Source organism: Pseudobutyrivibrio sp. YE44, from assembly GCF_900104335.1.
In the GTDB taxonomy this organism is placed as follows: Bacteria; Bacillota; Clostridia; order Lachnospirales; family Lachnospiraceae; genus Pseudobutyrivibrio.
In genome coordinates, this window is the sequence record NZ_FMXT01000006.1 from 124,864 (window position 1) to 150,064 (window position 25,201).

Below are 25,201 nucleotides of genomic sequence, written 5' to 3' on the forward strand. Positions count from 1 at the left end.
AAGTTAAGGGGAAGAAGGAGAAATTATGAAACTAGGAATCGTTGGACTTCCAAACGTAGGTAAAAGTACACTTTTTAATTCATTAACAAAGGCTGGAGCACTTGCAGCAAACTATCCATTTGCTACAATCGATCCAAATGTAGGTATCGTTTCAGTACCAGATAAGCGTCTCGACGCACTTACAAAGATGTACAACTCAAAGAAGACTGTTCCTGCAACAATCGAGTTTGTTGATATTGCAGGTCTTGTAAAGGGTGCTTCAAAGGGTGAAGGTCTTGGAAACCAGTTCCTTGCAAACATCCGTGAGGTAGATGCTATTGTTCATGTTGTTCGTTGTTTTGAGGATGCAAACGTAGTTCACGTTGATGGTTCTATCGATTCACTTCGTGATATCGAGACAATCAACCTTGAGCTTCTTTTCTCAGATATGGAAGTTATGGAGCGTCGCTACTCTAAGACAGAGCGTTCAGCTCGTATGGACAAGACACTTCAGAAGGAAGCTGCAATGCAGAAGCGCCTTATTGAGCATATGGAAGCTGGAAACATGGCTAAGACTTTTGAGCTTAACGATGAGGATGAGGAAGGTTACTTCAAGGAGTACAATCTTCTTACAGCAAAGCCAGTTATCTATGCTGCAAACGTTGAGGATGAAGATCTTGCAGACGACGGCGCAAACAATAAAAACGTTCAGGCTGTTCGCGAGTACGCTTCAAAGGAAGGTTCAGAGGTATTTGTAATTTCAGCTCAGATTGAGCAGGAAATTTCAGAGCTTGAGTCTGAGGAAGAAAAGCAAGAGTTCCTTGAGGCAATGGGACTTTCTGAGTCAGGTCTTGATAAGCTTATCACAGCTTCATACAGACTTCTTGGCCTTATTTCTTACCTTACTTCAGGTGAGGATGAGACTCGTGCATGGACAATCAAGAAGGGTACAAAGGCTCCACAGGCAGCTGGAAAGATTCATACTGATTTCGAGCGTGGATTCATTAAGGCTGAGGTTGTTAGCTATGATGCACTTATGGAAAACGGTTCAATGACAGCAGCAAAGGAAAAAGGCCTTGTTCGTATGGAAGGAAAGGACTATGTTGTCGCTGACGGTGATGTAATTACCTTCAGATTTAACGTATAATGTAGTCTGAATAGTTACTAATGAGTTCACAAATTTTATATTAAAATGTATTATTATAAGAATTGTGAATGGATAATTTGTTTGTGAACCTTTAAAGGAGGTAAATATGAAGATTACTAACATTAAAGACACAGAAGCGTTTTTTAAGGTAATTGATAGCTGCGAAGGTACAGTAGAGCTTATTACAAACGAAGGTGATAGATTAAACCTTAAGTCAAAGCTTTCACAGTTTGTTTCTTTGGCTAGTATTTTCCAGGCAGATTCAAGCATCATTCCAGAGCTTGAGCTTATTGCTTACGAGCCAGAGGATTCAAAGAAGCTTCTTGAGTTTATGATTAACCAATAAATGCAGAGGGGAGTTGCCCCAAGACTAACTGAAAAGATTTTCAAAGTAATATTGAAAAGTATTATATGGGGCTCAGCATTGAGCCCCATTTTTATGGAGAATAAAAATGAGAGCATACGAAAGATTACTAAATTATGTAAAGATTTACACTACAAGCGATGAAGATAGCACATCAGTGCCTTCAACATCACGTCAATTTGACCTTGCAAAGCTTTTGGTTGAAGAATTAAAGGCGCTTGGAGTTTCTGATGCACATGTGGATGACAAGTGTTATGTGTACGGTTCAATCCCTGCTACAGCAGGTCTTGAGGATAAAAAGGTAGTTGGCTTCATTGCACACATGGATACTGCACCAGATTTCTGTGGTGAAAACGTAAATGCGATAATTGAAGAAAACTATAATGGAGAGGATGTTGTCCTCGGAACAAGCGGACGTACCATTAAGGTTTCTGATTTTCCACATCTTAAGGAGTTAAAAGGTCGCACCCTTATTCATACAGATGGAACTACACTTCTAGGTGCAGATGATAAGGCTGGTATTGCTGAGATTATGACTTTTGTTGAGGAAATCCTTAACAGCAATGAGCCTCATGGAAAGATTTGCATTGCCTTCACACCTGATGAGGAAATTGGTGCAGGTGCAGACCACTTTGATGTAAAGCATTTCGGTGCTGACTTCGCATATACGGTAGACGGTGGCGAGGAAAATGCTGTTGAATATGAAAACTTCAATGCAGCAGGAGCAGAGGTTAAATTTAACGGTGTCAACATTCATCCTGGTGATGCAAAAGATATTATGGTAAATGCAGCTCTTGTGGCGATGGAGTTTAACTCAATGCTTCCACCAACAGAGACACCTTCACAGACTGAAGGATACCAGGGCTTCTTCCATCTTACAGACATGTCTGGAGATGTTGCTGAAGCAACTCTTTCTTACATAATTCGTGACCATGACGCAACTAAGTTTGCAGACAAGAAAAAAGTCATGGAGCATGCAGCAAACATCATCAATCAGAAATACGGTGCTGGAACTTGTGAGCTTACTATCAAAGATCAGTATCAGAATATGCTTGAAATGATCAAGCCTCATATGTTCCTAATAGATTACGCGTTTGATGCGTTAAAGGAAGCTGGAGAGGAGCCAAAGGCTGTTGCAATTCGAGGAGGCACAGATGGAGCACGTCTTTCATTTATGGGATTGCCTTGTCCAAACCTTGGTACAGCAGGCTACAACTTCCACGGCCCAATGGAGCACATCACCGCCGAAGGCATGGACACTGTAGTCCGCGTGCTTCATGAAATCGTAAAGCGTTTTTCTAATAACTAGAATTCATAAATGAGCCATGTAAACATCTTGCAAGTGTTACAAATGAGCCCTTGATGAGCCATCCCTACTTAGATGGTGCTTTAGCAGCATCTTATGTAGGGCAATGAGCGAATAAGAGCGCAAGCGTGGCGAATTGTAATGCTTGCAAGATATAATCAGGGCGGACTTAGGGGGAATAATATGTCATCAGAAAAAAGAAAAGAGCTTTTAATTGATGTTTTAATGGATGCTTTGTCAGGCCTGTGCATCGGTATCGCTTTGTATAATTTTGCAGCCGATGCAAAATTCCCATTGACAGGACTCTCCGGTATCGCTATGATTTTCTATCAGTACTGGGGTTGGAAAATCGGTCTTGTTACAATCATAATGAATATCCCGCTTATCTTTGCAGCCTACAAGGTTTTGGGAAAGAAATTCTTGCTGAGATCCTTTAAAACAATGGCTATCGGCACAGTAATGATGGATTTTGTTGCACCACATGTGCCTAGAATCGAGATAGGTAACATTCTCTTGAATGCAATTGTTGTAGGTGTGTTCACAGGATTGGGATATGCACTGGTTTATATGAGAAATTCATCCACCGGTGGTGCTGATTTTGTAATGATGATAATCAAAGCCAAGCATCCACATATGTCCTTGGGAAGAATCTTCTTCATCGTAGATGCGGTAATCATTATAATTGATACATTAGCCTATGCTCATTCTTTTGAAGCATTGTGCTACGGATTTATAATCAGTTATATTGGTTCACTTGTAGTTGATAAGGTAATGATTTCTGCCGATTCAGGTATGATGTGTATGATTGTTACCAACAAGGCTGAGGCTATTTCAGATGCCATTGATAAGGCTGTTGAGCGTGGTACCACTATTTTCACTGCTAAAGGTGGATACAAGGGGGACGAGCGTCAGGTTCTTATGTGTGCTTGCTCTGATAAGCAGATGTATCAAGTTAATCGTGTTGCAAAAAAGATTGACGTAGATGCATTTATTGTCATAATGGAATCAAAGGCAGTTTATGGAGAGGGCTTTAAGCGTTTTAAAGGCTAGCAATAAGCCTAGTTGTAGTATTAAGTTTTAATGGAGTATAAAAATGTCAGAAAAGATTTGCGTATTAGGTGTTGCAGGAGGTTCTGCATCAGGAAAAACCACCATCATTAACAAGTTACAGGATTTCTTTGGAGAGGATATTGCGGTTATCAGCCATGATTCATATTACAAGGCTCATCCAGATATGACTTACGAGGAGCGAAGCCAGCTTAACTACGATCATCCAGATTCCTTTGAGTCTGATCGTATGGCGGAGGATGTTAGAAAGCTTATCAAGGGATATGCAATTGATATGCCGGTTTATGATTATGTAAACCATAATCGTTCTGATGAAACAGTTAGAATTGAGCCAAAGTCTGTAATCGTTATGGAAGGAATCCTTATCTTAGAGAACAAGGAACTTCGTGATTTGATGGATATCAAGATTTTCGTTGATACAGATGCTGACGAACGTCTTATGCGTCGAATCAAGCGTGATATGATTGAGAGAGGTCGTAGCATTGAGTCAATCATTGATCAGTACTCAAAGACAGTTAAGCCTATGCACGAGGAATTTGTTGAGCCATCAAAGAAGTATGCAGATATTATTATTCCACGTGGCGGTGAAAATGCAGCTGGTTTAGATATGCTTATTACATATATGACCAAAAAGCTTCATGCTGAGGTTTAATAAACAAGTCGTATAATACCACACAGATGTGTATTAGAGGTGATATCCACATCTGTGTTGTGCAATGCGCCATTTATGCCACAAGTGTTTTTGTCAAGACTGACTAAAAACGCCTGTGGCTGTTTTTTTGCCTTTATCACATATAAATCCTGTGATAATATACTTATGCTATTCAAATACTGACTGGCTGGACATTTCTCAAGAATAGCGTATTTAGTTAGAGGGAGAAATAATTGGAAATGGAAAAGAAACCTATAGTGTTGGCTGTTGCAGGTAAAGGTGGAGTTGGAAAAACATCCCTTGCATCTGTCATGGTCAAATTATTAGTGGAAGCTTATCCAGACAAGAAAATCCTAGCAATCGATGCGGATCCAGCTGTTGGTCTTTCTACTGCACTGGGAGTTGAGCCAGAGCTTACTCTCGATGATATTAGAAAAGAAGCAGTTGAGGCTGCAGAGTCAGGTGATTCAGGTGCCACAGTAGAGGTACTTGGCGAAGCCAGATATCGCATTTTTGATGCTATGGTTGAGATGGACGGCTTCTCATTTATTGCAATCGGAAGGCCAGAGGCTGCTGGCTGCTATTGCAAAATCAACACATATCTTAAAGAGGTCATCTCTCAGGTGGCCGACAATTTCGATTATATCGTTATAGACGGCGAGGCTGGTATCGAGCAGATCAATCGCCGTGTCATGGAAAAGGTTACACACCTTGTTCTTATTACCGATTCTAGTAAGAAGGGCTGTGGCGTAGTTAAGACAATCAAAGAAGTGGCAGACAACCTTGTGATGTACGATGAGATTGGAGTAGTTGTAAATCGAGTTCCATCAGAGGACGTTTTGCAGTATATGGATTTGGGAGATATTCCACTTCTTGGTTGGATTCCAGCAGATGCTAATCTTACAGAACGTGATCTTAAAGGCGAATCCGTATTTTACATTCCAAGCGAAGCACCAATCGTAGAGGGATTACGTAATTCTCTCAAGAAGATGGGTGTTTTATAACTTAATTTTGTAGTTGAGCAAGGCAAAAGTTAGATATATATGTTCCAAGAGACCTTTAGGGGCCATCCCTACTTAGATGGCAGTTTACTGGCATCTTATGTAGGGCAATGAGCACCGCAAGAGCGAAAGCGTGTCTCTGGAATATATATAGCTAACTTGAAGCATTGCGGATAGTAGGGAGAATTAAATATATGAAGGACTTAAAGCATCTATATTACTTTGAGAATCTTCTTATGGATGCAGACAACGACCTAGTTAGACAGGCCCAGGCTGAGGGCCGCGTCTGCGTTGGTTCTGTATGCTATCAGATTCCAGAAGTATTGATGAATTTAGGTAATGCTTTTTCAGTAAGACTACGTGCGCCTAGAACAGGTTCTATGGAGATGGGCACATACTATCTTACTAGTCTTTTATGCGAATATTCACGAGCATTACTTGAGCGTGCCATTGAAGGAGGCTATCAGTTTTTAGATTGTCTTATGGCACCAGATGGATGCACCATGATCAACCGCTGCGTTGAAAACATGGAGCTATTAAAAATGAATGACAAGGAGCATTTCTTCTACCAGTACCTTGAGGTACCAATGAAGGCTGATGACAATGGATTGAATCTTTACATTGGTCAGTGTAGAAGCAAAATCCTTGAGCCATTACATGAAAAGTTTGGCATAGATATAAGTGATACTGCTCTTAGAAAAGCAGTAGAGGATCACAATAAAATCTGTCGAATTATCACAGAGCTTGGCAATTTCCGTAAGGAAGAAAAGCCTCGCATCACAGGTTACGAATTCCACATTATCACAATGTGCACTTATGTGTGTCCTCAGGATTTGCTTTTAGAAAAGCTTGAGGAAACCTTAGAAGAGGTTAAGAATCGTCAACCAGATGAAAAATGGCCATTTAGAGCAAGAGTGGCTGTTGTAGGTTCTGAGATTGACGACATAGATATGATTAAGCTGGTAGAGGATTCAGGAGCCTATGTTTGTGCAGACCGCTTCTGCTTCGGTTCTTTGCCAGGTCGTGAGGAAATCATCCTTAATGATGAGGAGGATGTGCTCACACAGATTTGCCGTCATTATATGATGAGCTGCATGTGCCCACGTCATATGGATACGCCAAAGATGAATCGCAGACGTGAGTATGTTGATGAAATCGCCAAGGAGTATAAGGCAGATGGAATCATCTATGAACAGATGAAGTTCTGTGATCCTTGGGCTTATGAGAGAATGGTTGGAAGCCATGTTTTACGCGATGAATATGGTTATCCAGTCCTCACAATAGACCGCCCTTATGCGGTTGGAAATTCCGGACAGCTTCGTACCCGTGTACAGGCCTTCGTGGAGAGTATTGAAATTAAGAAAATCCAAGGAGGTAAGAAGTAATGGGTAAAGCAGTTGGAAGCTCACAGCTTGGAAAGCTTTACAGTGCAGACAAAAAGGTGTTCAAGCATCGTGAGTGGAGAGGAATAAAGGATACTTGGTACGATTACACCAGATGGCTTGGCATAATCGCTATGCTTGGAAAGTTTATGCTTCATCCAAAGAATGTGAAGGGCTTCTTCAGATATCGCTGGATGTTAAACTACTTGGCCGTACCAATGATGATTGACAAGCATTCCATGGGCCTTCGTGGTACACAGCTTCGTATCTGCCGCGAGGAGTATGATTTGGTGGCATCTGATGTTGCTAAGCTTCTTACAAAGATTTTCTCCATGGATCAAAATCTTGGAGCAAAGCCTGAAAAGTCAAAGCATGTAGTTCTTATGGATGAGAACGAAATGACCAACATCATGTGTGGTTTCCCAAATCTCGAGGGGCTTAGCTGGGAGACAGCCAGCTGTTATGTGTGCGTTCTTCTTCAAGGAGATGCTATGACACATTACCTGGATGTGGTTCAGGAATGTGGTATGCCTGGTGATGTTTGCCCAATGCCAGCATCTGAGGCAGGCATTTGTATAGATGGTGATATGCCAATCTTTGGTAAGTGCGCCGTTCAGTGTAACACAACCTGTGACGGTTCCCTTATGGGAAATGGTGTTATTTCAAGGGCACTTGAGAGAAATGGTATTCCAGTTCATCAGCTTGCAACACCACTTCGTCACACTGAGCCAGGAGTTCAGGAGTACGCAGCTCAGGAAGTTAGAAATGCTATTGCTTTCATCGAAAAGCAGACAGGCGAAAAGTTCGACTGGGATTACTACTTCGAGTGTGCTAAGCGCATTAACATCGGTGCTAGAGAGTGCTCTGAGTGGCTTGAGATTTCAAAGACAGATTATCCTCAGGTAGTTGGAAATAACATCCTTCTTTACCGTGAGACAGAATACATGGCTATCGCTGGAAAGGTGCCAGTCTTCGCCACACTAGATCAAAAGATTACAAAGATGGCCACAGAGGCCTACAAGAACAAGACTATGCTTGCTAAGGAATACCGTCATCGTGCTATAATTTGGGGCGTTCAGTCTCAGTTCTATACAGATTTTGTAGCATGGCTTTTAAACTGCTGGGGAATTCTTCCATTGTTCGATATGCTTACAATGGTTTCCCTTGATCCTATATCTGAGGATGACAAGGAACAGGCATATTACGATATGGCTCACCAGTACGAAAACATGATTATGAGAAATCGTACTCATGGTGGTTACGAGGTACTTCTTGATGATTTATGGCGCTACTGCGAGGAGTTCAGAGCAGATATGGTTATCCTCTGGGAACACATTGCCTGCAAGGCCCTTGATGGTATGCATGGTATGTTCGAGCAGCAGGCTCGTGAACATGGCATCAAGCTTGTATGGGTAAATCACGATCTTTACGATCCAAGAGTTATTCCACGCAAGAACCTTCGCCAAGACGTAAACCGCTACATGCGTTCAGTCCTTCGCGAAGAACCTCTTGATCCAACGTTAGAAGACTACGATGATACTAATTTGTGGTAAGTACGTGTACTAATTATTTAGATGAGCACTAAGTTCAGACTATGTGCCTTGTAAATGAACCCTTGATGAGCCATCCCTACTTAGATGGTGCAAAGCAGCATCTTATGTAGGGCAATGAGCGAATAAGAGCGCAAGCGTGGTGAATGACAAGAGACATTGGCTGAACTATAGTGCGGACTAGGAGAATTAAAAAATGAAATATTTTGGTGGTTGTGACTCAGGCTCAACATATACCAAGTGCGTCATCATTGACGAGACAGGTAAGATGGTAGCCGATGTTACTTTGAAAAGTAGAATTAACGCAGTGCTTTCATGTCAGGATGCCCTTGACCAGGCGGTGGCTCAGGTACCAGATTTGAACTCAGCACAGGATTTAGCATACCTTGTTGGTACTGGCTATGGTCGTAATAAGGTACCATTTGCAGATGAAAACATTTCAGAGATTAGCTGTCATGCTATGGGTGTTCACGTTGCAGACCCTAGTGTCAAAGCAATAATAGATATCGGCGGTCAGGATGTTAAGGGTATCGCCGTTGATACTGATGGTACAGTTCTTAACTTCGCCATGAACGACAAATGTGCCGCAGGTACAGGTCGATTCTTTGAGGCCATGGCAAGAGCCTTTGAAATGGGTTTGGATGAGTTTTCAAGCCTTTCACTTAAGGCAAAGAATGTTATTCCAATCACAGCACAGTGTACAGTATTTGCTGAGTCTGAGGTTATATCACTTGTTGGTGAAGGCAAGCCTATGGATGAGATTGCAGCAGGTATCCAACTTTCAGTTGCAAAGCGTTGCTTTGTAATGTCAAAGAAGGCAGGTGCTGTAGACCACATCACACTTACAGGTGGTTGTGCAAAGAACGCAGGTCTTAAGGCTGCTATCGAGCAGGTTCTCAAGCTCAAGGTTATTGACCTTCCAGTTGATCCACAGCTTATGGGCGCCCTTGGTGCTGCTGAATTTGCTAGACAAAAAGCTAGATAATAATATTAATTAATTAGGCATAACAGCCGGATTAGGAGAATAGTTATGATCAAAGTATTGTTAGTTATTGCAATTGTTTTAGTTAGTCTTTGGATTTTATCTATGATTGTTTACTTCTTCAATCTTGATATGAAGTTGACTAGCGCCATCCAGCCTTTACTTGCAAAGCATTATGACAAGATAAAGAGAGATAGAAAAATCTAATGAAGTTATATGATGAAAGCATTAAGACGTTGCTTTCTGGTCTTGACCTTACCCGCGCGACAAAAATGGATATCGTAAATACGAATTGGGAAGATGTTGGAGACCACAACCTTATCTTAAGGTCAGATATGGCCTATGAACTTGGTGGTGGAACAAACCCAGCAGTCAGTGCCATGGCAGTAACCTGTCAGGATGATTTCGTAAATACGGATGAGGTTCTTTTACTAGGACCAGACTTAAAAGATATTAAGGAAGACCACCCATACGCTAGAATCGCCATTGTTAAGGTGGCTGAAGACAGCTTGGGGGATGGCAATGCTCTTTATAATGCTATAAGGAAAATTGAATATGTTAGGTATCATATCAATCCTAAAGGCTACATGACTCGAATCTCTGCAAAGCAAGGTAGAGAGCCGGTTAGAGTCTCAGCCGAAGCTCTTAAGGAGGGCCTTGGTTTTGCCCAAGTAGGAAAGCTATTCATTGATACCTACCACGAAAACAAAAATATTGAAGCTGTAAAGCTCATATTTATAACTGACCCTGCCTTTGATTATAAGGCATTGGCAGAGCAGGCAAAGCATCTTGAAGATATCACTGGCACCATAGACCACATCTTCAAGAACGTTATGATGGACTGCGGATCGTGCTCGTTACAGAAAATCTGCGACGAAGTCGAAGGACTCCGCGAACTTCATTTCGCAGTTCATTAGATTCTATATAGACTAGGATAATGCCGGATTTAGGGAAAGAAAGGGAGTATAAGGAAATGCCAGAAATGAGTAAGGCTGTCATGCCACCACACATGACAGACAAAGAGCCAAGCAAGAAGATTATTGCGCTTGGCAGAAAGATTACTGACGTCATGGGTCACAAGATGATGGGCGTCAAAGTTGAGGATCCAGAGTACTGGGGTCTTGCAGAAATTATTACAGAGGAGATGGCTGAGGTTGGTCTTACCATGAAGCTTCGTCATCACTATACATTTGATGAACTCTGTAAGATGAATCCTGAGAAAGCTAAGGATAAAGAAGCTTTCCAGAAGTTACTTGATGAAATGTCATACATCGGACTTTTAGAGTACGATTATGGTAATCACTATGATCACAACGGACGTACAGCTCCACAGTCTGAGCGTAGATACATTTTACCTATCTTCGTTCCAGGTTCAGCTGAGCTTTTCAATATGGAAGAGTCAGTTGTAGGAGAGCGTTCAAACCATAGATTAAAGGAGCATCCAGCTCTTGCATCATTCTTTGAGAGAATGACATTTATGCCACTAGATGGTCTTACACATCTTATTCCACCAGGAGGTGCGGGCGTTGGTATGCACGTTATCCCTGTTGAGAAGGCTATCGAGTTTGAAAATGAAAAGGTAGACCTTGAGCAGATTTCATACTGGCTCAAGAAATACGAAGGCCACATTGGTGTAGGTCAGTGTTCATGCCGTGTCAGCCGTGCTTGTCTTGAAGAAGGCTGTGGCGATGACGAGATGAACTGGTGTATCGGACTTGGTGATTTTGCAGATTACTGCCGTGAGACTGGCAAGGGTCACGATATCACATATGAAGAGGCTATGCGTATCGTTGAGCGTGCTGAGACACTTGGTTATGTTCATCAGATTACAAACATCGATGGTGAGAACAAGATCTTCGGTCTTTGCAACTGTAACGTAAACATCTGTAACGCTCTTCGTACATCACAGCTCTTCAACACACCTAACATGTCACGTTCAGCTTACACAGCTCACGTAGAGGCTGAGAAGTGTGTAGCTTGTGGTAAATGTGTTGAGTATTGTCCAGCTGGTGCAGTAAAGCTTGGTCAGAAGCTTTGCAAGAAGGATGGAACAGAGGTTGAATATCCAAAGGTTGTCCTTCCAGACAAGGTTCACTGGGGCAAGGAAAAGTACGATGAAGACTATCGTGACAACAACCGTAAGAACTGCTACGACACAGGTACAGCTCCATGTAAGGTAGCATGTCCTGCTCACGTTTCAGTTCAGGGTTATGTAAACATGGCTAAGGAAGGCAGATATGAGGATGCTCTTGCCCTTATCAAGAAGGATAATCCATTCCCAGCTATCTGCGGTCGTGTATGTAACAAGAGATGCGAGGCTGCTTGTACACGTGGTACAATCGATGCTCCTGTTGCTATCGACGACATTAAGAAGTTTATTGCTGAGCGTGATCTTCACGCTGAGACAAGATATATTCCACCAATCGACATTCCATCTAACAGACTTACTCAGTGGGATGACAAGATTGCTATTATCGGTTCAGGTCCTGCTGGTCTTTCATGTGCTTACTACCTTGCAACAAAGGGTTATAAGCCAACAGTATTCGAGAAGAGCAGCCGTCCAGGTGGTATGCTTACTTGGGGTATCCCAACTTGGAAGCTTGAGAAGGACGTTGTTGAGGCTGAAATCGAAGTTATTCGTCAGCTTGGTGTAGAGATTAAGTGCAATGTTGAAGTTGGTAAGGACATCACTCTTGATGAACTTAGAGCTCAGGGCTACAAAGCCTTCTATGTTGCAATCGGATGTCAGGGTGGAAAGATTCCTGAAATCCCAGGAACAGACGCTAAGTCTGGCATTGATATTGCTGTTACCTTCCTTCACAAGGCTCTTGAGGATCAGAACCAGAAGATGGATGGAAATGTTGTAGTTGTTGGTGGTGGTAACGTTGCTATCGACTGTGTACGTACAGCTGCAAGATTTGGAGCAGGTAACCCACAGATGTTCTGTCTTGAGTCTAGAGACGAGATGCCTGCAAACAACAGCGAAATCACAGAGACTCTTGAGGAAGATATCGTAATCAACAATGGTTGGGGTCCAAAGGAAATCCTTAAGGATGCTGAGGGCAACGTATCAGGTATCGTATTCAAGAAGTGTACATCTGTTAAGGATGCTGAGGGAAGATTCAATCCACAGTACGATGAGAATGATACTATGACAGTTGAGTGTAAGAACATCATTTTCGCTATCGGTCAGGGTATCGAGTGGGGCGGACTCCTTGGAGACGGTAAAGAAAAGGTAGAGTTCTGGCATGGAAACTACCCTGTAGCTGACAAGCTTACATACCAGACAGCACAGCCAGATATCTTTGTTGGTGGTGATGTTTACTCAGGTCCTAAGTTTGCTATCGATGCTATTGAGGCTGGTAAGTGTGCAGCAGATTCTCTTCACAGATTTGTTCAGCCAGGATGCTCTATGACAATCGGTAAGAACCGTCGTGATTTCATCGAGCTTGACAAGGATAATATTCTTGTGGAAGAATATGATCAAGCAGGACGTAATGAGCCAGCTATAGATACAAGCATTGATATGAAGCATTCCTTCAGAGATGCTCACCTTACTCTTACAGAGGAGCAGGTTAAGGCAGAGGCTAGCCGTTGCCTTAAGTGCGGTGCATCAGTTGTTGATGAGAATAAGTGTATCGGATGTGGTGTCTGCACAACTAAGTGTGCCTTCGATGCTATCAAGCTTCACAGAACTCATCCAGAGTGCACACACATGGTACCATCTGAAGAGAAGTTCAAGCATATTGGTGCTTATGCAGTTAAGCGTGCTGCAAAGATTGCCTTCTCTCGTAAGAACGAGGCTGAAAAGCAGGCAGAGCGCGAACACAAGGAGTATAAGCGTAACCATAAGTAGGGCATTAGAAAGGGTAGTATAAATAATGCATGAGTTAGGTATAGTTTTCCATGTTGCTAAGCAGGTTGAGGAAGTTGCTGAGCAGAATGGTGCTGAGCACATTAATGAGGTCGTCCTTTCAGTTGGAGAGGTTTCCACCGTTATCCCAGATTATCTTATTGATTGCTGGGCTTGGAATGCAAAAAAATATCCTAGACTTGATGGCAGCAAATTAGTTTGTGAAACCATCAAGGCTGTGACTTTCTGCGAGGATTGCAAGCAGGAGTATGAGACAGTGGCCCATGGTAAGACATGTCCACATTGTGGAAGCAGCAACACATATCTTGTCACAGGAAATGAAGTAATACTTAAAGAAGTTATTGCAGATTAATCATGGACCCACAGCTTAGGCTGTGGGTCTTTTTATGTCTAAAAATTATTAAATATCAATTGAAAATATTTTAGAAAACTCTATAATAATGCCATAGGCTAGAAATGATGGGCTTTAACATCCTTTCTAAATAATAAAGGGGGAAGAAGAATGGTGAACAAAGTTGTTATTTCATCTAAATTTTGGGGAAGATATCGTGAGCTAGTTCGCAAAGAGATGATTCCTTTTCAGTGGAATGTGCTTAATGACACAGCAGGAATCACAATCGAAAAGGAACGTCTGAATGATGATGGTATTCCCAGTGAAAAAAGCCATGCTATTGAGAATTTTAAGATTGCAGCAGGAAGAACAAAAGGCACTCAATATGGATGGACTTTTCAGGACAGTGATGTTTATAAATGGCTTGAGGCCGTAGCATATTCACTTAGAGAAAAAATGGACCCAGAGCTTGAAAAGAAAGCTTTAGAGGTTATCGATTTAATTGCTGATGCCCAGGAAGAGGACGGTTATTTGGATACCTATTTTAGTATTCTTGGAATTCAGTATAAATACAAAAGCTTGGGGGGCAGTCACGAGCTTTATTGTATGGGACATTTTATAGAGGCTGCGGTTGCATATCATGAGGTGACTGGAAATGAAAAAGTTCTTAATGTGGCCAAAAAGGCTGCTGACAATATCGACGATAATTTTGGCCCAGAAGAGGGCAAGATTCATGGCTATGATGGTCACGAAGAAATAGAAATTGGTTTACTTCGTCTGTATCATGCTACAGGTGAAGCTAAGTACCTAAATTTAGCAAAATATTTTTTAATGGAGAGAGGAAAGCATCCTAACTTCTTTAAGGAGCAGGCAGCAGTATACGATGGTCCAAATGCACTTTCAGGAATTGAGAAGGCTCCTAACACTTATTTTCAAAATCATGTGCCTGTAATGGAAATGGATACAGCTGAGGGTCATGCTGTGCGCGTGGTATACCTTTGCACAGCCTTGGCAGATTTGGCGGCAACCACAGGTGATAAGGAAGTATATAAGGCTTGTAAAAGACTTTGGAATAATATAACTGAAAAGAGAATGTTTGTTACTGGAGGAATTGGCTCCACAGTAAATGGAGAGTCTTTCACTTTGGATTATGATCTTCCAAATGACACCATGTATTGTGAAACCTGTGCAGCAGTAGGCCTTGCTTTTTTTGCAAAGCAAATGCTCAGATGTGAAGCAAAGGCAGAATATGCAGAGGTGATGGAGCGAGCAATCTATAACTGTGCTCTGGCTGGAATGGCTCTTGATGGCAAGCACTTCTTTTATGTTAATCCTTTAGAGGTGAACCCTGCAAAGTCTCTAAAGGATCCTACAAAGAGCCATGTAAAGCCTGTTAGACCTTCATGGTTGGGGTGTGCTTGCTGTCCACCTAACTTGGCACGACTTCTTACCTCATTAGACGACTACGTATATACGGTGTTCGGAAATACGGTATCCGCAAATACGAAATTCGAAAATACGAAATTCGAAAATGCGATATCCGAAAATACGGTATCCGTGAATACGATATCCGGAAATACGATACTTTTGAATTTATATATGGATTCAGAGGCTAAGTTTGAACTGGAATCAGGTGATATAGAAATCACACAGGAAACAGATTTTCCATGGGATAACAAGGCTACAGTTGTAGTTAAAAATAACACTACAGAGACACTTCGTTTTGGAGTGAGATTACCTGAATGGGCAGACAACACATTAGCATCAGTGGTTGGAAATCAAGAGATTTTGGGAACTGAAGAAGGATATCAGTATTTTGAGATTCCTGCTGGAACCGAGAGTACCATTGGTCTCACCTTTGAGATGAGCATACGCAGAAATTATGCAAACACTCATGTTTCAGAGGATATTGGAAAGGTAGCAATTTCCTATGGACCTTTCGTGTATTGTTTAGAGGGAGTAGACAACGGCACAGATTTGAATTGCCTATCTCTCCCAGAGGACGCAAAGTTATCTTACAGCTTTGAAGAAAATCTTTTAAATGGAGTAGGAATAATTACTGCCGAAGGAAAGCGTTGTGTCAACAAGTCAGGAGGTTTGTATTCAAACACTAAGCCACAGACTGAGCCAGCTACTTTGAAATTCATCCCATATTATGCCTGGGCAAATCGCGGTGAAAACGAGATGGTGGTTTGGGTGAGAGAATAAAGGTAAAGGTGAAAATAGCTTCCGCGGTTGCGGAAGCTATTTTTTATGTATAAATTTATTCTCTTTTGATAGTTTGTAAAATATAAGTTCAAAAACATAAGGAGGCATGGTTCGTAAACCTTGCTCCCAATCTCGCATGGTGTTATAAGGAATATGTAGATACTCAGATAGTTCCTTTCGGTTCATGCCTGTGGCATAGCGAAGTAATCTAAATGCTGCAGCTGTATTCTCTTTTGTGTTATTTTTTTCGTCAAAAGAAATGATCAAATCATTAATTGAATAGTTCATATTAATTAGAATAATGTAAAGCGTCGTTTTTAGTAAGTAAGTATAAGCAATATTGATTCATGCTAATACCTTCTGCTTTAGAGTGTTCAGATAAAGATTTATGCAAACTCTTTGGAAGGCGCAATTTAAACTGTCCAGAATAATTATCGATAGAATCTGGTAGAGGAATATTAATGTCTTCTTCAATTGCAGCTGATATCCATTCTTTTTTTGCATCCATAGCGTTTGCAATTGCAGAATCCATAGTCTCACCTATGCTTAAACAACCAGGTAATTCTGGAAATGATACAACAAATCCGCCTTCTTCAGTGTCTGGAATAATTTCCATTTTATATGGTAAAAGCATGAATTCATCAAGTGTTTTCATTGTTGGATTCCTCACTTTCTATTATTTGTTTTACTTTAATAACATAAGCCTTTTTTATAGGCTCATGTTTTGGAATAGTAATAATAGGCATACCAGGTTTTCTAAAAGTATAATGGCTACTACCTGAATTTGGCTGGTACATTTTGTAACCATAGCTTTCTAGGACTTTTCTTAATTCTTCAAATCGCAAATCATTTGATAGAGTAATAATCTTTTTTATTAACTTATCCCATTTTGACATTTCTCTCTCCTATTATAAATGGTGTTATATATGGTGTCAATATAATACCGCACTGCGGTAATAATAAAATATACTTTCATTTAATATACATGTCAATAGTTAAATAAATGATTATATTTTTCAATTTTCATCATCCGTTATTAATTTTCATTATTTGTCATAGTTTGTCATGGTTCTTCATGATTCTTTATTGTTCTTTATCATTTTTGCAAGATATTTATTATTGTTAAATAAGAGAAACAACCCATCTCAACAACTAATCCATAGACATTTTCCGCTCAGGAGCGTATAATCATAATTTCCGGATTGTTATATAAAATAACGGAGGAAATGTATATGAAGAAGATGTTAAAAGGCAGCATGGCTGTTATGATTAGTGCTGCTATGCTCTTTGGAACACCAGTAGTAACCGCATTCGCTGCTGAGGCTGAAGAAGAGCAGGGAATGCTGGAAGAGGCATATGTTATTGAGGATGGAGTATTAACAATTTCTGAAGGTGCAACAGAAATTGAAGCGTATTCTTTCAAAAATAATAATGAAATCAAAACAGTTGTTGTTCCAGCTAGTGTTACAGATATCAATGGCGAGACATTTATGTATTGCGGAGCTGTGGTGTACGCTCCTGAAGGAAGCGTTGTTGCTGAGTATTTAAAAAACTCTAGAAATCTTGTAGTTATTCCTGCGGAAGAGCCAACAGAACCGGAAGAGCCAACAGAACCAGAAGAGCCAACAAATTTAGAAAAGCCAGTAATTGATCCAGCAAATCCATCTTTTGACCAATCATTGTACACAGATTCTGAGAAGGAAGCTTTTATTGAGAATAATGTACGTGAATGGAAAAACTCATTATCAGATGAAGAGAAAGCATCTGTGCGTGAAGTTTATAAGAATCAAAAGGATGTTGTTAAATCTCAGCTTCAAGGTTCTTTAGCGAGACTTGGTATCAGCTGGGAGAAAGCTATAGCAATAGCAATAAGAGTATTTAATGAATAAGATGATGAGTGAAATCTTCGGATTTCACTCTATTTTTTTTACAAAATTTTTACAAAATGCTCCAATGATGTACAATAGATAATAAAGATATATGAAACGGAGCAACAATATGAATAGAAAAGACAAGTTTAACGCAATCAAAAAAATAGTATGCCTAATTGCTGTTATCCTGTTCTTTTCTACAATTACGCTTTCTACTTATGATGATTCTTTAACCTATCTTCTTCAAGATGAGTCGGTGGCGCTAACAGTTCCACAGGATGAAGAGCCTGTTATTGAAGTGGTCCAAGGGCGCGTGGTCTGCATTGATGCTGGTCATCAGGGGCGAGCTGATATGAGCAAGGAGCCTGTTGGCCCAGGTGCAAAGAAAAAGAAAGCTAAGGTGGATGGTGGTGCTATGGGTAAGAAGACCGGACTTACTGAGTATCAGCTTAACCTTGATATAGCTCTTAAGCTTCAGACAGAGCTTGAAGCCAGAGGATATACTGTCATCATGACAAGAACATCAAATGATGTGAACCTAAGTAACAGCCAACGAGCTGCCATTGCAAACGAGGCTAAGGCAGATGCCTTTATTAGAATTCATGCAGACGGTAGCGATTCAAAATCAGTAAATGGTGCAACAGCCTTGTGCCAGACCAGCGAAAATCCGTATGCTAACAATTATGACAAAAGCCGTCTACTTGCAGACAGTGTCATAAACTCGGTGTCAACGACAGCAGGCTGTAAAAACAGAGGTGTAATCGAAACAGATGATATGACTGGCATCAATTGGTGCACAGTCCCAAACATAGTTATCGAGGTTGGATACCTGTCAAATCCTACAGAGGAATCCAAGCTTAACACTGATGATTACCAAAATCTTATTGCAAAGGGAATTGCCAACGGAATAGATGAATATTTTGGAGCTGTGAAATGATTATTAAGTTTCGCAGCTCTTTCTATATCTTTATAAATCAAATCTTAAACTTTTCTTAAATACCGTCCCAAACTGTTGACCTTGGCCTTAATAACGCTTATCGTATGTTCTATCAAAGCAATTCGGAGGAATGCCATGAACAACTTCAGATACAAAATGGCACAATTTTTTGTAGGAAGAACTGGTGTGGATGCGTTAGGCCGAACAGTTACATGGGCCGCGTTAGTTCTTATGGTTCTCACAATGATTACCCATTCTAATATTGTGTATCTGCTTTCAATGGCCTGCCTCGGATATAGTCTTTGGAGAATGCTTTCAAAGAATTATCAAAAGCGATATAACGAGAATCAGATGTTCCTTCATAAAACAGCTGTTATTCGACGATTCTTTGGAAAGCTTGTTCCGAATATCAGGAACAAAGTTGCTAAGCTAAGATATGACATGGAGCAGCGTAAGACTTACGCCATCTTCAAATGTCCTAGCTGCAAGCAAAAGCTTCGTGCCCCAAAGGGCCGTGGCAAAATCCAAGTTACATGTAGTAAATGTCACACCGTATTTATTAAGAAGGTATAGCATTGTTTGGTTATATTAATGTAAACCGAGAGCAGCTCTCAAAAGAAGACAAACAAATATATCAAACCTTTTATTGCGGACTGTGCAGAGAACTAGGCAAGAATGCTGGCCAGAAAGCTCGTATGCTTTTAAACTACGATTTATGCTTTCTTGCAATTCTGCTTCAAGGCCTTTATGAACCAGAGATTAATAAAGAGGATTTCAGATGCCTCATTCATCCCTTCAAATCCAGAAACGGATTTGTAAGCGAGGCCATCACCTACGCGACACACATGGATATTATCCTTTCTTATCACAGCTTAATGGACAATTATGCTGATGATAATTCAAAAATCTCTGGTATGGCAGCCAGCTCCCTTAAAAAGGATTATGATAGGATTGCTGCTAAATATCCAAGACAAACTGGGGCGGTGGAACAGTATATTAAGAAGCTATCCATTGCTGAGGCAAATCACGAGGATAACATTGATAAGGTTTCCAGCTATACCGGCGAAATGCTAGGTGAGCTTTTCAATTGGAAGCAGGACGATTGGGGACACACCCTACACTGCATGGGCTATTACATGGGCAAATTCATTTATATAATCGATGCCTATGATGATTTGAAAAAAGATGAAAGGCGTGGAAGCTATAATCCGCTGCTTTTTATGAAAAATGAATCTCCAAAGGAGTTTGAGACCTTTGTAAGAATCAATCTTACATCTCTCATGGCAGAATGCGCTAAATCCTTTGAGAGACTACCAATAGTTGATAACGTCAACATACTTAGAAATATAATCTACTCTGGTGTTTGGACTAGATATGAATACTTGCAGTTGCGGGGTAAGAAAAAAGAAAACAGTGCATCATCCAAAGCTGACAAATCAGTTTACGATGTACCGGTTAAGGAGTTAGATGAATGACAGATCCTTATAGGGTTCTAGGGGTGGATAGAGGTGCCTCAGAGGATGAAATAAAGAAAGCCTACCGAAACCTCAGCAGAAAGTATCACCCAGATGCAAATATAAACAATCCAAACAAGGAACAAGCCGAAGAGAAGTTTAAGGAGATTCAGGCAGCCTACAATCGCATAATGGATGAACGCCAGAATGGGGGTTCAGCCTTTGGAGGATTTGGTTATGGCTACGGCGGATCTTCTGGCGGATACCAGGAGGATTATTCTTATTCACAGGCTTCTATGGAAATGCAGGCAGCTGCAAATTACATTAACGCCAGACAGTTTGCTCAGGCTTTAAATGTTCTCAATTCAATTGATGATTCCATGAGAAATGGACAGTGGTATTTCTTTGCTGCTGTTGCATCACAGGGAATGGGGAATGTTAATGATGCACGAGAATATATCAGTCGTGCGATTGCATTAGAGCCAAGCAATTTTAGATATAGACAGTTTCAGCAAAGCATTGACTTTAGCAGTGGTTGGTATGAATATCGAGGCCGTTCTTACGGATACACTCGACCATACTTTGGAATTATGCGCTGGTGCGCCAGCATGATAATTTTGAATCTGCTGTGCAATATTTGTTGTTTCATATAAATTTATTAGATTATAACTAGGTCATTCGGACCATTTCATATATTTTCTCCCTATATCTGCATGTTCCCGCAGGACATGCACGAAAAAAAAGAACTTCCAGGCTTCAGCCACCTGGAGGTCCTTTTTTTACTATTTGTTGGGAATTTACGCGACTTTTACTTGATAAATGATATAAGTTAGATTAAACTAATTAAATGGAGGGCTATGATAAATGAGAACATTTGTAAATGAATCAGCTGAAAACTATTTAGAGACAATATTGGTCCTTAGCAAGAAGCTACCTGTAGTTCGTTCGGTAGATATTGCTAATGAATTAAATTTTAAAAAATCATCTGTCAGCATTGCAATGAAGAATCTTCGCGAGAAGAATCATATCACTGTTACTGATGCTGGCTTCATATATCTTACTGACGAAGGCAAAGCAATTGCGGAGATGATATATGAACGTCACGAGCTTATCACAGCAATTTTGATGAAGCTAGGTGTGGATGAAGAGATTGCTTCCGAGGATGCATGTCGTATCGAGCATGTTATCAGCAAGGAAAGCTTTAAGGCAGTTAGGGATTACGCAAAGGAAAAGATTTTAAAGTAGTATGGATATTGCAGTAAGTAGCGCAGAACAAAGAGAATTAATCGTGCAGCAGCTCCGAGAGGCTGGCTGTCGTATCACAAAGCAACGTCTTGTTGTGTTAGATATCATTTTGAATTCAGATCCTTCTTGTGTGAAGGAAATCTACCGCGAGGCAATCAAGGTTGACAAGAATATCGGTACCGCCACTGTTTATCGTATGGTAAACACCCTAGAGGAAATCGGAGTTCTTAATAGAAAGAACATGTATCAAGTGGATTGTAGCACCTGCGACCATCGTTGTCCTGACGATGATTGTGACAGCAACTGTAATGGAAGTTGTCAGGAGTGCGAGACACGTGTTGTAATCACCCTTGATGACGATTCAAAAATGGTTATTGAAAGAGCAGAGCTTCAAAAGCTTCTTGAAGCTGGGCTTCATGCTACTGGAAAGGTGGATAAGCAACACAAGATTACAAGACTTGCAATGTAAATATAAAGAGAAAAAGTGACTATATAAGCTTGAATTGGATATGATTCCAGTTCAAGCTTTTTTTATTATACGACTGTTGATTTTGTGTGTCGCATATGTAATAATATCAAATGCTATGCCAAAAAGGGGAGTTTTATATAACGAACAGATTTTTTGAGAAACTAATTTAATTGCAGAATGATTTACTAGGAGAGACAACATGGGTAGACATAATGGTAAATTTTATAACACAGTTGCTACAAGAGAATTCTTTAATAAGATTGCTGAGAGTTTCGAGACCTATCAAAAGTATGCTGAAATTCACAGAGCTAGTTTGATGGATATGGCAACAACAGATGCATGGCAGGGTGAAGATGCAGACGTTGCTAAAGATTTATTGGCAAATGAGCAGATTCCTCTTTTAGATAAAATCATCGCAATTCAAAAGGATGCTATGGAGTTTGCAGAGCATAGCCTTCGAATGTTTGAAATTTATTTTGAGGATAATTCCTATGACCTCAGAATAAATTATGATAGCTTAGAAAAGATAAATAATGATTTTAAGGAACTGTATTTTGAGACGGTAGATATTTTTGATTCCTTAGAGGAAATAGCCTCTAGGTGCCAGCAAAAATACAGCAAATACGGAAATATTAGAACACCAGATTTTTCAGGATGCAAGAACGCCCTTATTGATTTATGTGGTGGAGAGGATGATGAAGCTGGATACATTTATAGCTGTATGCAGCGTTTTATAGAATATGATGATGCAGTGTGTCGTGAACTGGCTGAAAGTGGCTTGATAGAAAGAGCACAGGAGTTGATGATTGAGCTAGGCATTCAACCATCACAGGCAGATACTCTAAGCATTTTCGATGGAATGATATCAACGCAGGATTTGAGTACTGTCAGAAAGCGTGCTCCAAAGGTTTGGATTGAGATTTTCTCTAGAAGAGGATTTAGAGCTAAATACGGCCAGGGGGATATTCTATTTCCTTCTTTCTGGAGCTATAGGGATGGTGGCGTTGGGAAGAGCAGAAGTGGGTTCGTTACCCTTAGAGCTGATGGTACTGGAAAGAGCAAGACTAAGGCTAAGGGTAAAGCAGATACCAAGAGCAAGAAAAAAGAGAATAAAGTTGATATTAGAAACTATGCTACTGGGGATGCTAAGGTAGATGCTGAGATTCAGAATCTTTTTGATACTTATGGGAAAGATTTGAGCGGGTTAGCAGAGAGCAAGGACTATTGGCAGAATGCAAGTGTAACCACCAAGAAAGCAGTTTCCCGAATATTAGAAGTTGATATCGCATTTATAGATAGTCATTTTGATGAAGGAAAATGTTTGATGCAGGAACGTAGAGTATCTAACATTCTAGAGCAATTTAAAAATGCGAATCCAAGCTCAAATGAGACAATTTTTAATTCTAATATAATAGATGAAGTAAAGTCATATATTTCAAATAATGTGACAAAGCAATATATGATTGAATTAGGGAAAGTTAAAGTCGAGAATTGTCCTGGATATGATTCTAAAAAAAGTTCAATAATTGTTGAAATGATTGGACCAGCCGTTGTTTTTGGGTATAAAAATGGCAAGGAAGATAAGGCTCAAGATTTATGGATGCACCTCACGGAAGAGAGAACCACTCGTTATGTTAAATCCGCTGATAAAAATCATCCTGAATGGTTTGCACATGAGTACAGTATTTTTGATGTAATAAATAGTGATAAAAAGCTACCCAGAAATGAAAAACAAGCATCATTGGTAGCGTTATATTTGACTGCTCAGAATTCTGCAGATTTGCAATTATATGAAAATATATTTAAATCAAATGGAAGTTATTCTGATGTATTTACAATTGATCCAAACAATATCAGTTATAATGCAAAAATATTATTAGGAAATCATATGGTTGCACTTGCTAATGATAATTACAGAGGCAGTGGATATAAAGAATATCTAGCATTTGTAAATGCCGCGTTTAACACGAATCCGGATTATGCGAAAGGATATGCAGAAGCAATACTGATAGGTAGTATTTTTGTCGCAAATAGTTATATTAAGATGGCTTGGGACAATGATCTTAATAAAGTCAAAGAGAGCACTTGGATGGCTAGAAGGTTAGCGAGAAACATGGAGATCGCAAATCATAATGAAGTATTATGGGTAAAATTATATAGGCTATATTCTAATTATAAGATTAGTTCAATTACTGTAGGATTTGATAATAATGATAGGGATAAATTTAATTTTAATAGGAAAGATAAAATTCTACTAGATTACTATATAAAACCAGTAAAAAATTCTATGTATGGCGCGTATAGTATGTTGTTTGATAGCCATATAAAGGATGAGGTAATTTTAGATGAAACGAATGAATTAGATGCTGTCAGAGAAATAGTAAAATCACAAAAAAAAGCAGTTAAAAGGAAGGCGTTACGTGATTATATGACTTCGATATTTAACTTACCTGTAAGCATAGTAGAAGTTTATAATCCCACAATAGCCAGTGTTATGAAGCTCGGTGTGGACATTCTTACTGATAGTGATGGTGATTCTAAAATAGACTCTCTTATTGCACTTGGGTATGCAGTGCCAGGATTCAAAAATGTACACGAATATGCAAGTGTATATTTTAGGGACATTGGGGATTATTATAATCGATATGAAGCCGGTAATGATTATATTAAAAGTAAGCGCTTAATGTTCACCCGTTAGGGCAAAACAAATGGCATCCTTTCGGATGCCAGACTCATTAAACATATGGAGCATTTTACTCCAATGTTATAGCGCATGATTTACGAGTAGCTTTACTCCAAGGAGCTAGCTTCTCAAGTTCTTCGTCTGACATATCAGCACTCAGACGATTCTCAAGAAGGTATTCGAGATATTTTTCAGGATCAATGTCATTAGCTTTTGCTGTTTCAATAAGTGAGTAGATAACCATGCTGGCGTTAGCACCATCCTGAGTATCACTAAAAAGCCAGTTCTTACGCCCCATTACTATAGGACGAACAGCGTTCTCGCTTAGATTGTTACTTAAACTGCAAGCACCGTCCTTGAGATAGTTCTTTAAGTATGGTCGGCATCCATTGGTGTAGTTAATTGCTTTAATTATGCTATCACCAGTTTTAGGTGTAAGTCCATCAAGCCACGACAAAAAGGCATCTATCACAGGCTCTTGATCCTTTAGACGACGCTTATAGGTTTGTTTGATTGAAAGTCCCTTTTCTTTATAGAGTCTTTCGTATCCAAACAGCTTATCGCAGTATAGAAGTCCTTGCACAGCAGGATGAGTGTAGTCAGCCTCGCGCCCCTTAGGTATAGCTTTTAGCCAATACCTTCTGATGTGTGCCCAACAAGCACATCGGTTAGCTTCGGGTACTTTGTTGTACCCTTTA

26 protein-coding genes are annotated in these 25,201 nt (G+C 40.2%); 22 read left to right on the plus strand and 4 right to left on the minus strand.

Features of this window, described 5'->3' with window-relative positions:
• Positions 1-25 precede the first annotated feature (25 nt).
• From ychF to BLR54_RS10265, 14 genes are all read left to right on the plus strand, one after another.
• On the plus strand, positions 26-1,126 hold the full coding sequence (gene ychF, locus BLR54_RS10205; RefSeq protein ID WP_090420559.1) for a redox-regulated ATPase YchF: 1,101 nt from the start codon (positions 26-28) through the stop codon (positions 1,124-1,126).
• Between the two features lie 106 nt (positions 1,127-1,232).
• Positions 1,233-1,472, plus strand: coding sequence for a polya polymerase (locus tag BLR54_RS10210; RefSeq protein WP_090420562.1), 240 nt, complete (start codon positions 1,233-1,235; stop codon positions 1,470-1,472).
• A gap of 106 nt (positions 1,473-1,578) precedes the next feature.
• Positions 1,579-2,799, plus strand: coding sequence for a peptidase T (pepT, locus tag BLR54_RS10215; protein ID WP_090420566.1), 1,221 nt, complete (start codon positions 1,579-1,581; stop codon positions 2,797-2,799).
• Between the two features lie 180 nt (positions 2,800-2,979).
• On the plus strand, positions 2,980-3,846 hold the full coding sequence (locus tag BLR54_RS10220; protein WP_090420569.1) for a YitT family protein: 867 nt from the start codon (positions 2,980-2,982) through the stop codon (positions 3,844-3,846).
• Between the two features lie 43 nt (positions 3,847-3,889).
• Positions 3,890-4,516: a uridine kinase gene (gene udk, locus BLR54_RS10225; RefSeq protein ID WP_090420572.1), complete on the plus strand. Its 627-nt coding sequence runs from the start codon at positions 3,890-3,892 to the stop codon at positions 4,514-4,516.
• A gap of 239 nt (positions 4,517-4,755) precedes the next feature.
• Positions 4,756-5,520: an ATP-binding protein gene (locus BLR54_RS10230; protein WP_090420575.1), complete on the plus strand. Its 765-nt coding sequence runs from the start codon at positions 4,756-4,758 to the stop codon at positions 5,518-5,520.
• 191 nt (positions 5,521-5,711) lie between these two features.
• Positions 5,712-6,902, plus strand: a complete 1,191-nt coding sequence (locus BLR54_RS10235) for a 2-hydroxyacyl-CoA dehydratase family protein (protein ID WP_090420576.1) — start codon at positions 5,712-5,714, stop codon at positions 6,900-6,902.
• Positions 6,902-8,452 (plus strand): 2-hydroxyacyl-CoA dehydratase family protein, encoded by a 1,551-nt coding sequence (locus tag BLR54_RS10240; RefSeq protein WP_090420578.1) that lies wholly within the window; start codon positions 6,902-6,904, stop codon positions 8,450-8,452. Before BLR54_RS10235 ends, BLR54_RS10240 begins: the two co-directional genes overlap by 1 nt.
• A gap of 193 nt (positions 8,453-8,645) precedes the next feature.
• A complete protein-coding gene (locus tag BLR54_RS10245) occupies positions 8,646-9,434 on the plus strand; it encodes an acyl-CoA dehydratase activase (RefSeq protein WP_090420581.1) in 789 nt (262 codons plus the stop codon).
• Positions 9,435-9,479: 45 nt separating this feature from the next.
• The gene (locus BLR54_RS14970; RefSeq protein WP_176761921.1) at positions 9,480-9,638 is read left to right on the plus strand and encodes a hypothetical protein; all 159 of its coding nucleotides are present in this window, start codon (positions 9,480-9,482) and stop codon (positions 9,636-9,638) included.
• Positions 9,638-10,348, plus strand: coding sequence for a carbon monoxide dehydrogenase (locus BLR54_RS10250; RefSeq protein WP_090420584.1), 711 nt, complete (start codon positions 9,638-9,640; stop codon positions 10,346-10,348). The genes BLR54_RS14970 and BLR54_RS10250 overlap by 1 nt, the downstream gene beginning before the upstream one ends.
• Before the next feature lie 65 nt (positions 10,349-10,413).
• On the plus strand, positions 10,414-13,287 hold the full coding sequence (locus tag BLR54_RS10255; RefSeq protein WP_442960231.1) for an FAD-dependent oxidoreductase: 2,874 nt from the start codon (positions 10,414-10,416) through the stop codon (positions 13,285-13,287).
• A gap of 25 nt (positions 13,288-13,312) precedes the next feature.
• Entirely contained in the window at positions 13,313-13,657 is a 345-nt protein-coding gene (locus tag BLR54_RS10260) for a hydrogenase maturation nickel metallochaperone HypA (RefSeq protein ID WP_090420587.1), read from the plus strand.
• A gap of 150 nt (positions 13,658-13,807) precedes the next feature.
• Positions 13,808-15,844, plus strand: a complete 2,037-nt coding sequence (locus BLR54_RS10265; protein WP_090420590.1) for a glycoside hydrolase family 127 protein — start codon at positions 13,808-13,810, stop codon at positions 15,842-15,844.
• Between the two features lie 36 nt (positions 15,845-15,880).
• On the opposite strand, the gene BLR54_RS15110 is transcribed toward BLR54_RS10265, so the two are convergent.
• From BLR54_RS15110 to BLR54_RS10280, 3 genes are read right to left on the minus strand one after another with little or no spacing between them, the layout of a single operon-like run.
• Positions 15,881-16,132, minus strand: coding sequence for a helix-turn-helix domain-containing protein (locus tag BLR54_RS15110; RefSeq protein WP_090420594.1), 252 nt, complete (start codon positions 16,130-16,132; stop codon positions 15,881-15,883).
• Position 16,133: 1 nt separating this feature from the next.
• On the minus strand, positions 16,134-16,499 hold the full coding sequence (locus tag BLR54_RS10275; RefSeq protein WP_090420597.1) for a type II toxin-antitoxin system HicB family antitoxin: 366 nt from the start codon (positions 16,497-16,499) through the stop codon (positions 16,134-16,136).
• Positions 16,486-16,740, minus strand: a complete 255-nt coding sequence (locus BLR54_RS10280) for a type II toxin-antitoxin system HicA family toxin (RefSeq protein WP_090420599.1) — start codon at positions 16,738-16,740, stop codon at positions 16,486-16,488. Before BLR54_RS10280 ends, BLR54_RS10275 begins: the two co-directional genes overlap by 14 nt.
• Positions 16,741-17,076: 336 nt before the next feature.
• Between BLR54_RS10280 and BLR54_RS10285 the strand changes: the two genes are divergently transcribed.
• The 8 genes from BLR54_RS10285 (at position 17,077) to BLR54_RS10320 (ending at position 24,518) form a co-directional block, all read left to right on the plus strand.
• The gene (locus tag BLR54_RS10285) at positions 17,077-17,733 is read left to right on the plus strand and encodes a leucine-rich repeat domain-containing protein (protein WP_090420603.1); all 657 of its coding nucleotides are present in this window, start codon (positions 17,077-17,079) and stop codon (positions 17,731-17,733) included.
• Between the two features lie 109 nt (positions 17,734-17,842).
• The gene (locus tag BLR54_RS10290) at positions 17,843-18,652 is read left to right on the plus strand and encodes an N-acetylmuramoyl-L-alanine amidase family protein (protein WP_090420607.1); all 810 of its coding nucleotides are present in this window, start codon (positions 17,843-17,845) and stop codon (positions 18,650-18,652) included.
• A gap of 135 nt (positions 18,653-18,787) precedes the next feature.
• Positions 18,788-19,225 carry a hypothetical protein gene (locus BLR54_RS10295; RefSeq protein ID WP_090420610.1) on the plus strand — a complete coding sequence of 146 codons (438 nt, stop codon included), beginning with the start codon at positions 18,788-18,790 and terminating at the stop codon, positions 19,223-19,225.
• Between the two features lie 2 nt (positions 19,226-19,227).
• The gene (locus tag BLR54_RS10300) at positions 19,228-20,127 is read left to right on the plus strand and encodes a DUF5685 family protein (RefSeq protein WP_176761922.1); all 900 of its coding nucleotides are present in this window, start codon (positions 19,228-19,230) and stop codon (positions 20,125-20,127) included.
• A complete protein-coding gene (locus tag BLR54_RS10305; RefSeq protein ID WP_090420613.1) occupies positions 20,124-20,759 on the plus strand; it encodes a DnaJ domain-containing protein in 636 nt (211 codons plus the stop codon). The genes BLR54_RS10300 and BLR54_RS10305 overlap by 4 nt, the downstream gene beginning before the upstream one ends.
• A gap of 211 nt (positions 20,760-20,970) precedes the next feature.
• A complete protein-coding gene (locus tag BLR54_RS10310; protein WP_090420616.1) occupies positions 20,971-21,351 on the plus strand; it encodes a metal-dependent transcriptional regulator in 381 nt (126 codons plus the stop codon).
• A gap of 1 nt (position 21,352) precedes the next feature.
• Positions 21,353-21,820, plus strand: coding sequence for a Fur family transcriptional regulator (locus BLR54_RS10315; RefSeq protein WP_090420618.1), 468 nt, complete (start codon positions 21,353-21,355; stop codon positions 21,818-21,820).
• 199 nt (positions 21,821-22,019) lie between these two features.
• Positions 22,020-24,518 (plus strand): hypothetical protein, encoded by a 2,499-nt coding sequence (locus tag BLR54_RS10320; protein ID WP_090420621.1) that lies wholly within the window; start codon positions 22,020-22,022, stop codon positions 24,516-24,518.
• 55 nt (positions 24,519-24,573) lie between these two features.
• Here BLR54_RS10320 and BLR54_RS10325 read toward each other — a convergent pair.
• Positions 24,574-25,201: IS66 family transposase (locus BLR54_RS10325; RefSeq protein WP_143008430.1), on the minus strand; the 628-nt coding region annotated here is incomplete at its 5' end.